Consider the following 9,895-nt stretch of genomic DNA (forward strand, 5'->3'; position numbering starts at 1 on the left):
GGCTCTGGCCGATGCGACGAGTTCCGCTTCGGCGGCGGCTGACGTGACGGCTGATGCGGCCGCGTCTGCGGCGGCGACGGACGACGCATCCACGGACGCGTCGACCACGGCCACGACGGATGTGGACGCGTCTGCTGCAGCGGCCGCTCAGGCGGCGGCGCAGAACGATGCGACCTCGACGAGTGCGGCTGACGCGTCCGCGGCGGCAGATGCCGATCCGAACGCGTCGGCGGCCGCCGCGGCCAACGCCTCGTCGTCGGCCACGGCGTCCGCGTCGGCGGCGGCTGATGCTTCCGCTGAGGCAGAGGTCGAGGCATCCGCTGCGACCACGGCTGACGCTGCGGCTACGGCCGATGCCTCGGCTGCGGCCGACCCGTCGGCTGAGGTCGACACCAACGCCTCGGCATCCGCTGCGGCGTCGGCTCAGGCTGATGACGACAGCAATGGCCGATGCGACGAGTTCCGCTTCGGCGGCGGCTGACGTGACGGCTGATGCGGCCGCGTCTGCGGCGGCGACGGACGACGCATCCACGGACGCCTCGGCCACGGCCACGACGGATGCGAACGCGTCGGCCGCCTCCGCGGCAGCGGCGCAGGCGTCGGCGCAGAACGACGCGACCTCGACGAGTGCGGCTGACGCATCGGCTTCGGCTGACGCTGATCCGACCGCGTCGGCGGCCGCGGCGGCCAACGCCTCGTCGTCGGCCACGGCGTCCGCGTCGGCGGCGGCTGATGCCTCCGCTGAGGCTGCTGCCGAGGCATCCGCCTCGGCGACTGCTGAGGCCTCGGCGTCTGCAGACGCGGCAGCCGACCCGACCGGACCGATCGCCATCACGATCAAGGTCCCGGTTCTGGAGCGCGGAGAGAAGCAGACGGCGGTCGGCACCGGGTTCCAGCCCGGCGAGTCCGTCACCGGTGTGATGACGTCCGAGCCGATCGCACTGGGCACCCAGGTCGCCGATGCGCAGGGCACGGTCACCTTCACCTGGACGATCCCCTCCGGCACCGACCTCGGAACCCACGCCGTGACACTGACCGGAGCGACCTCCGGCAGCGTGTCGGCCTCGTTCCAGGTCGTGGCCACGGGCCTCGCCACCACCGGTGGTGAGATCCAGGGCGGGTGGATCGCGCTGGCGGCTCTGCTGCTGATGCTCGGACTCGGGATGACGAGGGTCGCGCGTTCCAGACGGCCGCTCGTCCGGACGGAGTAACGCAGTGCAGGAACGCTGAGAGGTCGGGGCCGTCGCTGCGGCGGCCCCGACCTTCAGCGGTGAGAAGGATGTGGATGGGCACGATGACTGAGACCTCACCCGAAGTGCAGGATGCGGCGGTCGCCGCGACCGCCCCTCGACCGCGCCCGACCTGGTGGGTGAAGCTCATCGCGTTCGCCGCCTGTCTGCTCACCCTGTGGCACGTGGGGGCGTCGTTCCTGTGGATCGCTCCGTACTCGGCGCTCCGCGAGATCCCCACGCAAGAAGTCCTCGCCGGGTACATGCTGCCGATGTTCGGTCAGTCGTGGAGCGTCTTCGCGCCCGAGCCCATCAACGGCGACTACCACTTCAACGTGCGTGCCGTCATCGAGAAGGACGGTGAGGAGATCGAGACCGGGTGGGTGAGCGCCACCGACGTCGAGCTCTCGATGATCCGCTACAACCTCTTCCCGCCCCGAGCAGGGATCCAATCGAGCGAGGTCGCGAGCGGCCAGATGAACGCCTACAACAAGCTGGACGACGACCAGAAGGCCGTCGTCGGGCTCGACTTCGCCGAGGACGGATGGGAGGAGTGGATGGTGCGCTCCTTCGACGAACTCGAGGGCGACAACCCGTCGACCGACGCGTACATGGCGGAAGAGCACCTCTCCACCGCCTACGCCACCCAGGTGGCCTATGCGATCTGGGGCGCCGACTCCGTCATCAAGGTCCAGTACCGAGTGAGCCGCCAGAACGTGGTGCCCTATGCGGATCGCAACGATCCGAGCGCGCAGCGCCCCGACCCCACGTTCTCGACCACCGGGTGGCGCCTGCCTATAGAAGAGGAAGGGCAGAGTCGCGAGAACTTCGCGAACACCTTCCGCGCCCAGTTCGAGAGGATCCAGCCGTGAGCGCGCCCACCAAGACCGCGCCCCAGACGAACGGCGCCGCGAACCGGGACCGGAAGAAGGATGCTGCCGGGCGGTCGACCGTGACGGCGCCCGCTCCGGCATCCGCTCCGCCCGCCTCTGCGCCCGAGCCTTCGCCGCCGCGCACGCCCGCGCCTGCCGCCCCGCCTCCCCGGTCTTTCGTGACCCGCCTGCTGAGCTTCGCCTCGTCGATGATCGGCGGACTGTGGTCGATGGTCCTCTCGGCGATCGACCGGATCTCCGCGTTCGCGGGGGACTGGCTCTTCAACGGCAAGAAGGCCCTCTACGGTCTCGCGGTCACCCGCATCCTCTTCGGCATCACGGCGATCGGCCTGCTCGCGTCGAACTTCAGCACTCGTCTCTATACGTTCGGCTCGGGGTCGGCGTGGAACGGCGAACTCGCCGAACCCGTCAGCGAGTTCCCGAAGATCTGGATCTTCAGCGCGTTCCATGCCGCGATGGGCAATGACGCGCTCTACACCGCCCTCTATCTGCTGCTCGGCGTGCTGGCGGTGCTGTTCGTCCTCGGCTGGCGTTTCCGGATCGTCCTCCCGGTGTTCTTCTGCCTCTGGGTCGGGTTCATCGAGGCGAACGACATGGTGGGCGATCAGGGCGACAACATGTTCCGCATCGCGCTGCTCCTGCTGTTCTTCGCCGACCCGGCCGCTCGCTGGTCGATCGATGCCAGACGTCGCGCCAAGAAGGGGGAGTGGTTCGCTCCGGGAAGCCAGCCCGCCCTCCTGGGAACGGTCTTCCACAATCTGGCCCTCGTGGCGCTGACCGCGCAGGTGTGCTTCGTGTACGCATCGGGTGCTCTCTACAAGGCGGGAGGCGCGCCCTGGGAAGAGGGTTACGCGGTCTACAACCCGCTGCAGACCGCTCGGTTCGGCACGTGGCCGGTGCTGAGTGACCTGGTCACGACCTGGGGCCCGATGGTGGTCGCGGCGACCTGGGGTTCGATCATCCTGCAGGTGGCGTTCCCGCTGATGCTGCTCACACGGCCCACTCGGCTGATCGGCCTCATCGGCATCCTCTCCTTCCACATCGGCATCGGCGTGCTGATGGGGCTGCCGTGGTTCTCGCTGACGATGATCGCGATCGACTCGATCTTCATCCGCGATCGGACGTGGGCGCGGTTGAGCGAAGGGACGAGACGGCGGTGGGAGCAGGCGCAGACCGCGCCTCCCACGCCCGCACGCGTCGAGGCCTGAGACTGCGGCTGGGCTGAGACTGTGGTCTGACGACAATCCGACCGGGCGCCGTCCCGGGAGCTTGTTGGAGGATGCGCACACAGCAGTTCGCTCCTGGTTGTGGCAGACCTACCATGGGAGTATCCCTACTTCCCTCTGAGAGGAACGCTCATGGTCGACGCCGCCGTCCGTCCGAAGACGACTCGCCCGCACACCGACAGCGCAGATGCGAACCTGAGGTTCGATGTCGCCCGGGTCACCGATCTGCTGATGGGCACCTGGGCTGACACGCGCCGCGAGGCGCGCGAGCTGATCAAGGATTCGGCGTTCTGGCGCGATGACGCGCTGAGCAAGGACGAGCACCGCGAGCGTGTGCTCAGCCAGCTGCACCTGCTCGTCGAGAACAAGGCAGTGCACCGGGCATTCCCGACCGCACTCGGCGGAGAAGACAACAACGGCGGCAACATCGCCGGCTTCGAGGAGCTCGTCGTCGCCGATCCGAGTCTGCAGATCAAGTCGGGAGTGCAGTGGGGGCTGTTCGGCTCCGCCATCCTGCAGCTCGGCACCGCCGAGCACCACGAGAAGTGGCTGCCCGGTGTCATGGATCTCTCGATCCCCGGCGCCTTCGCGATGACCGAGATCGGGCACGGCTCCGACGTGGCAGCGGTCGGCACCACCGCCACGTACGACCCGAGCACCGAGGAGTTCGTGATCAACACGCCGTTCCGCGGCGCGACGAAGGAGTACCTCGGCAACGCGGCGCTGCACGGCGTGGCGGCGACGGTGTTCGCTCAGCTGATCACGAACGGCGTGAACCACGGGGTGCACTGCTTCTACGTGCCGCTGCGCGGCGAAGACGGCGTCGATCTTCCCGGCATCGGTCGTGAGGATGACGGACTCAAGGGCGGACTCAACGGCATCGACAACGGCCGCCTCAGCTTCGACCACATCCGCATCCCCCGCACGAACCTGCTGAACAAGTACGGCGATGTGGCGGCCGACGGCACGTACTCGAGCGCGATCGACAGCCCCGGTCGCCGCTTCTTCACGATGCTCGGCACGCTGGTGCAGGGACGGGTCTCGCTCGACGGCGCCGCGTCGTGGGCTTCGGCTCTCGGGCTGAAGATCGCGATCACCTACGCGACGCAGCGCCGCCAGTTCGACGGAGCAGACGGCCAGGAGGTCGTGCTCATGGACTACGGCAAGCACCAGCGCCGCCTGCTGCCGCGCCTGGCGACGACCTACGCGCAGATCTTCGCGCACGACGAGTTCCTGCAGAAGTTCGACGGCGTGTTCTCCGGCCGCATCGACACCCCTGATGACCGTGAGGACCTCGAGACCCTGGCGGCAGCCCTCAAGCCGCTGTCGACCTGGCACGCGCTCGACACCCTCCAGGAGGCTCGCGAGGCCTGCGGTGGAGCGGGCTTCATGTTCGAGAACCGTCTCGTGGGACTTCGCGCCGACCTCGACATCTATGTCACTTTCGAGGGCGACAACAATGTGCTCCTCCAGCTGGTCGGCAAGCGGCTGCTCACCGACTACGCCAAGCAGTTCACCGGCAAGGATGCTGCGGCCCTGGCCAAGTTCGCCGTAGGCATGACCGCCGGCAAGCTGTTCCACGGCGCAGGCCTTCGTCAGTTCGGCCAGTCGGTCGTCGACCTCGGTCAGGTCTCGCGTTCGGTCGAGAACGGTCTGCGCGAGGAGCAGCAGCACCAGCTGCTCGCCGAGCGCGTGCAGCAGATGGTCGCCGACATCGCCGGCCGGCTGCGTCCGGCGGGCAAGGACAAGGCCCTCGGCGCGAAGCTGTTCAACGAGAATCAGGCCGAGCTGATCGAGGCGGCCCGTGCGCACGGTGAGCTGCTGCAGTGGGAGGCGTTCACGGATGCCGTCCACCGCGTCGACGACGCCGACACCAAGAAGGTGCTCACGTGGCTGCGCGACCTCTTCGGTCTGCAGCTCATCGAGAAGCACCTCGCCTGGCACCTCATCCACGGGCGTCTCTCGACGCAGCGCGCCGCCGCGGTCTCGCGATACATCGACCGTCTGTGCGCCAGGCTCCGTCCGTACGCACTCGACCTGGTCGACGCGTTCGGCTACGAGCCGGAGCACGTCCGGGCGCCCATCGCCTCCGGCGCCGAGCGCGTGCGGCAGGACGAGGCTCGGGAGTACTACGCGGCGCTCGCGGCATCCGGTGACGCCCCTGTGCTGGAGAAGGCGCTCAAGAAGAACGCGAAGCGCTGAGGTTTCCTCCTCGCTCCGCTGACGAAGGCCGGGATCAGTGGTCCCGGCCTTCGTCGTGGGCGGTCAGGTGCCGCAGAGGAGGGCGCGAGTAGTGTCGATCTGGCCCATCCGCACCGATCAGAGGAGTCCGAGATGACCCGTGTCACCGCCTATGCCGCACCCAGCGAGGCCGCACCGCTCGAGAAGACCGTCATCGAGCGTCGCGAGCTCGGCCCGAACGACATCCTGATCGACATCGCGTTCGCCGGCATCTGCCACTCCGACATCCACACGGTGCGCGGAGACTGGGGGCCGCAGCAGTACCCGCTCGCACCCGGACACGAGATCGCCGGAACCGTCGCGGCCATCGGATCGGATGTCACCAAGCACGCCGTCGGCGATCGGGTCGGCGTCGGCTGTCTCGTGAACTCGTGCGGAGAATGCCGCAACTGCCTGCGCGGCGACGAGCAGTTCTGCTCCAACGGTGCGATCTTCACCTACGGCAGCACCGACCGTGACGGCAGCGTCACTCAGGGCGGATACTCCGAGCAGGTCGTGGTGACCGAGTCCTTCGCCGTGCGCATCCCCGACGCGCTCGGGCTCGACGTCGCGGCACCCCTGCTCTGCGCAGGAATCACCACGTACTCCCCGCTGCGGCACTGGAACGTCGGACCCGGCACGCGCGTGGCGGTCGTCGGCCTCGGCGGACTCGGCCACATGGGCGTGCAGATCGCGCACGCTCTCGGAGCAGAGGTCACCGTGCTGTCGCAGACGCTCAGCAAGAAGGATGACGGCCTCCGTCTCGGTGCCGATCACTACTATGCGACGAGCGATCCCGAGACCTTCCGCTCGCTGCGCGGGTCGTTCGACGTCATCCTCAACACGGTCAGCGCGGTCGTCGACCTCCGCGCCTACCTCGGTCTGCTCGACGTGGGCGGGTCGATGGTCTGCGTGGGAGCCCCCGCAGAACCGCTCTCAGTGAACGTCTCGTCTCTGATCGGCGGGCGTCGATCGCTCGCGGGGTCCAACATCGGCGGCATCCAGGAGACCCAGGAGATGCTCGATTTCTGCGCCGAACACGGCATCGCAGCCGAGATCGAGATCATCAGCGCATCGCAGATCAACGAGGCGTACGAGCGCGTGCTCGCCTCTGACGTGCGCTATCGCTTCGTGATCGACGCCGCGACCATCGCCGACTGAGTTCCGGAGGGGGTCCTCGGGGTACGCCCCAGGGGACCCCCGTCGGTTGCTCCCCTGGGACCGTTCGCGCAGTGGGTGCGGCGGTGTGGGTCGGGGTGGTGCTGGGCCTGTGCGGCAGGGCGGCGCGGTAGCCGTAGCCGTAGCCGCGCTCAGTTCGCGGGATCCGGCTCGCGGTAGTACTCGAGGAAGTTGACGCGCGTCGCGGCGTGCAGCTCGTGGATCAGATCTCCGGCTCGTTCGCCGTCACGGGCTTCGGCCGCTGCAGTGATCGCGCGGATGAAATCGCGCGCCTGGAGAGGCGTGACGAGGTTCTCGCGAGGCGTGAGGAAGCGCACCAGCTGCAGCGACAGGGTCTCGGCCTTCGCTCGCAGCACGGAGTTCGTCGCGGCGCGGACGACGACGAGGAAATACCGGCGGATCGCTCGTCCGAGAGCGGCCGCGTCATCTGCATCCACCGCATCCTCGACATGCGCCAGCTCGCGACGCAGGTCGGCGATATGCGCATCCGCGAGGTCGGCGGTGGTGGTGCGGGCAAGGTGCTCGTGGATCACTCCGATCACGAACAGGCTCTCGTTGATCGCCGCGACGTTCACCGGGGCCACCCGGGTGTGACGGTGCGGCACCAACTCGACGACGTCCTCCTCGGCGAGTCGATTGAGCGCCTCGCGGATCGGGGTTCTGGACGACCCGAGCCACGTCATGAGCTCCTCGTCGTGGAGAACTTCCCCGGGTTCCAGCGTCCCGTCGAGGATCGCCCCGAGGATCGTGTCGTAGACCTCGTCGCGAAGCAGCCGCCGCGGCGGAGGTGTGTCCCTCGTGGGCATCACGCGTCCTCGCTTCCGCGCCGCTCAGCTGTATCGGCGCCAGCAGCGACCTGCGGGCTCGATTCGGCCGCATCTCGTGCCTGCACGCTTGCGGCCCCTGCAGTGAAGTACGCCTGTGCGGCCACGGCTGCGGCATCCGCGTTCCCTGTGGCGGCGGCGGAGGCAAGCGCGTCGAGCGCGGCCGATGTGTCGGTCGCGTCGAGTGCGCCGGGTCGAGCGGTGATCATCCGGGTGACGTGCGGCACCGACTTCTCGCGGATGCGCTGAACGAGGGTGTTGCGGTAGCGGTCGACGAACACGTTCATCAGGTTGTTCACGATCCGTGCGCGTTCGAGGGCGTTCGAGGTCCGGCTCACCGTCGTGTGCAGGTCGGCGATCTGCGTCCGGTCCGCGTCGGTGAGGAGCGGGACAGCCTCGCGCACCGTCGCCGAGTACACGACGCCGAGCATCTCCATCTCCTCTGCGAACCTCGTGGGATCGAGAGGTGCGATGCGGGTGCCCCGCTGCGGAAGCACTTCGATCAGCCCCATGCCGGCGAGCCGGTTCACCGCCTCCCGGATCGGCGTGCGCGAGGCGCCCAACCAGCTCTCGAGCTGCTTGTCGGAGATCGGCTCTCCTGCGGCCAGGTCACCGGCGACGATGGCATCCAGAAGCGTGTCGAAGATCTGGTCGCGCAGCAGCTTTCGGGGCATTTGCGCCGGGGTCTTGGGCACAGGCATGGGTCAATGCTAGTCGGAATCATCTGGGTACCTGATATATCAATCGCCCGCAATATATACCCATGCCCTGTCTCTCGGTGGATGAGGCGACGACTTCAGGCAGGGTGCCCGAGCATTGAAATATCAGATGATTTGTGTCCACGGCTAACTTATGTCATCCTCTAATCATCCAATATGTTAGTTGATGAGAGCGATGTGATCATGCCCATGGGCTCCCTCGAGGACCAACTGCGCCCGCAGCTTCTCAGCGGTCTCGCATACGAGCGCCTGCTCGCCGAGATCGTGAGCGGCCGCATCCCGCCCGGCCAGCGACTGCGGCTCGATCTGCTCGCCCACGCGTGGGCCGTCTCCCGGACGCCGGTGCGCGAGGCGCTGCAACGGCTTGTCGAGATGCGGTTCGTCCAGGTGTCTCCGAGCGCCGGAACTCGTGTGGCGGAGTGGTCGCGCGCTGACATGATCGAGCGCGCCCACGTCGTCGGTCGCCTGATCGTCGAGAAGAGCTGCATCGGCCCGCCCGTGCGCACGCACCAGCAGTCGACGCGACTGGCGGACGAGACCTGCGAGCTGCTCGGCTACCTCGAGCTCTCCGAGATCCTCATCTCGCGGGAGCTCGGCCGTCTGGGCCCCCGCCTCGCCCGCGACCACATCGACCCGCTGCGGCTGTTCGTGGATCCGCAGACGGCCCGCCACCACGGCATCGATCTCGACACGGATCGGGCCTCCCGCCGCCGTCTCCTCTCCGCCGCCCTCGCCGCCATCGAACGACAGGATGCTGCCGCGGCGCGCGAAGCTCTCGACGGGTTCTCGACGTCGTTCATCGACGCGCTCGGATCCGGCCCCGCAGAGGCCGCTGCGTAGTCCCGGCAGGAGAGCCGGGATCACCCGCCGTGTCGGTGGCGGCGGCTAGCGTGGGCTCATGACGTCTCTGATCGCCGGCCCCGACCTCCGCGACCGATGCGGGTGGGTGGGCGACGACGCCGAATACCGCCGGTATCACGACGAGGAATGGGGCACCCCGCTCCACGGCGACCGGGCGCTGTTCGAGAAGATGGCCCTCGAGGGGTTTCAGGCGGGGCTCTCGTGGATCACCATCCTGCGCAAGCGCCCCCGGTTCCGCGAGGTCTTCGTCGGCTTCGAGCCCGAGCGGGTCGCCGAGTTCGACCGATCCGACGTCGAGCGGCTCATGGCGGACGCGGGGATCATCCGCAACCGGGCGAAGATCGAGGCCACCATCGGCAACGCCCGAATCGTGCGCTCGATGGCAGACGGCGAGCTGGATGAGCTGATGTGGTCGTTCGCGCCGGCATCGGGACCGCGGCCCGCATCGTTCGCGGATGTTCCGGCGGTGACGCCGGAGTCGACGGCGATGAGCAAGGAACTGCGTCGTCGCGGCTTCCGATTCGTGGGTCCGACGACGATGTACGCGCTCATGCAGTCCGCGGGCATGGTCGACGATCATGTCGTCGGGTGCTGGCGCGCCTGACCACCGAGGCGTGCTGGGCGCGCCCGCCGTGTCGGGGCGAGTGCCGGGGCGATCGCCCGCCTTCGGGATCGTCCACACCCTCGATATACTCGTGGTCGGGGGGATCGCCCAGCGCGGCGCGCAGGGATCATGCAGAGCGC

At 68.2% G+C, this 9,895-nt stretch carries 10 protein-coding genes; 8 read left to right on the top strand and 2 right to left on the bottom strand.

All coding sequences use genetic code 11. The features are described from left to right. From ASE34_RS03590 to ASE34_RS03615, 6 genes are all read left to right on the top strand, one after another. The coding region (locus tag ASE34_RS03590) for a hypothetical protein (protein ID WP_235567424.1) at window positions 1-481 on the top strand (481 nt) is incomplete at its 5' end. Then, window positions 432-1,211 carry a hypothetical protein gene (locus tag ASE34_RS03595; protein WP_157538074.1) on the top strand — a complete coding sequence of 260 codons (780 nt, stop codon included), beginning with the start codon at window positions 432-434 and terminating at the stop codon, window positions 1,209-1,211. The genes ASE34_RS03590 and ASE34_RS03595, both read left to right, overlap by 50 nt. Before the next feature lie 83 nt (window positions 1,212-1,294). Continuing rightward, the gene (locus ASE34_RS03600; RefSeq protein ID WP_230100871.1) at window positions 1,295-2,101 is read left to right on the top strand and encodes a DUF5819 family protein; all 807 of its coding nucleotides are present in this window, start codon (window positions 1,295-1,297) and stop codon (window positions 2,099-2,101) included. Next, window positions 2,098-3,330: an HTTM domain-containing protein gene (locus tag ASE34_RS03605; RefSeq protein WP_056276608.1), complete on the top strand. Its 1,233-nt coding sequence runs from the start codon at window positions 2,098-2,100 to the stop codon at window positions 3,328-3,330. The genes ASE34_RS03600 and ASE34_RS03605 overlap by 4 nt, the downstream gene beginning before the upstream one ends. A gap of 150 nt (window positions 3,331-3,480) precedes the next feature. Next, window positions 3,481-5,550 carry an acyl-CoA dehydrogenase gene (locus ASE34_RS03610; protein ID WP_056276610.1) on the top strand — a complete coding sequence of 690 codons (2,070 nt, stop codon included), beginning with the start codon at window positions 3,481-3,483 and terminating at the stop codon, window positions 5,548-5,550. Window positions 5,551-5,682: 132 nt separating this feature from the next. After that, window positions 5,683-6,729, top strand: coding sequence for an NAD(P)-dependent alcohol dehydrogenase (locus ASE34_RS03615; protein WP_053098655.1), 1,047 nt, complete (start codon window positions 5,683-5,685; stop codon window positions 6,727-6,729). Window positions 6,730-6,878: 149 nt separating this feature from the next. On the opposite strand, the gene ASE34_RS03620 is transcribed toward ASE34_RS03615, so the two are convergent. Further along, a complete protein-coding gene (locus tag ASE34_RS03620) occupies window positions 6,879-7,553 on the bottom strand; it encodes a GntR family transcriptional regulator (protein WP_056276614.1) in 675 nt (224 codons plus the stop codon). Further along, window positions 7,553-8,272, bottom strand: coding sequence for a GntR family transcriptional regulator (locus tag ASE34_RS03625; protein WP_082297969.1), 720 nt, complete (start codon window positions 8,270-8,272; stop codon window positions 7,553-7,555). The genes ASE34_RS03620 and ASE34_RS03625 overlap by 1 nt, the downstream gene beginning before the upstream one ends. A 174-nt stretch (window positions 8,273-8,446) precedes the next feature. On the opposite strand from ASE34_RS03625, the gene ASE34_RS03630 reads away from it, so the two are divergent. Together ASE34_RS03630 and ASE34_RS03635 are read left to right on the top strand one after the other, a co-directional pair. Then, the gene (locus ASE34_RS03630) at window positions 8,447-9,130 is read left to right on the top strand and encodes a GntR family transcriptional regulator (RefSeq protein WP_082297970.1); all 684 of its coding nucleotides are present in this window, start codon (window positions 8,447-8,449) and stop codon (window positions 9,128-9,130) included. Between the two features lie 58 nt (window positions 9,131-9,188). Then, window positions 9,189-9,755, top strand: coding sequence for a DNA-3-methyladenine glycosylase I (locus tag ASE34_RS03635; RefSeq protein WP_056276617.1), 567 nt, complete (start codon window positions 9,189-9,191; stop codon window positions 9,753-9,755). Window positions 9,756-9,895: the final 140 nt, after the last annotated feature.

Origin of the sequence: Microbacterium sp. Root280D1 (assembly GCF_001428975.1) — a bacterium.
Classification (GTDB): Bacteria; Actinomycetota; Actinomycetes; order Actinomycetales; family Microbacteriaceae; genus Microbacterium.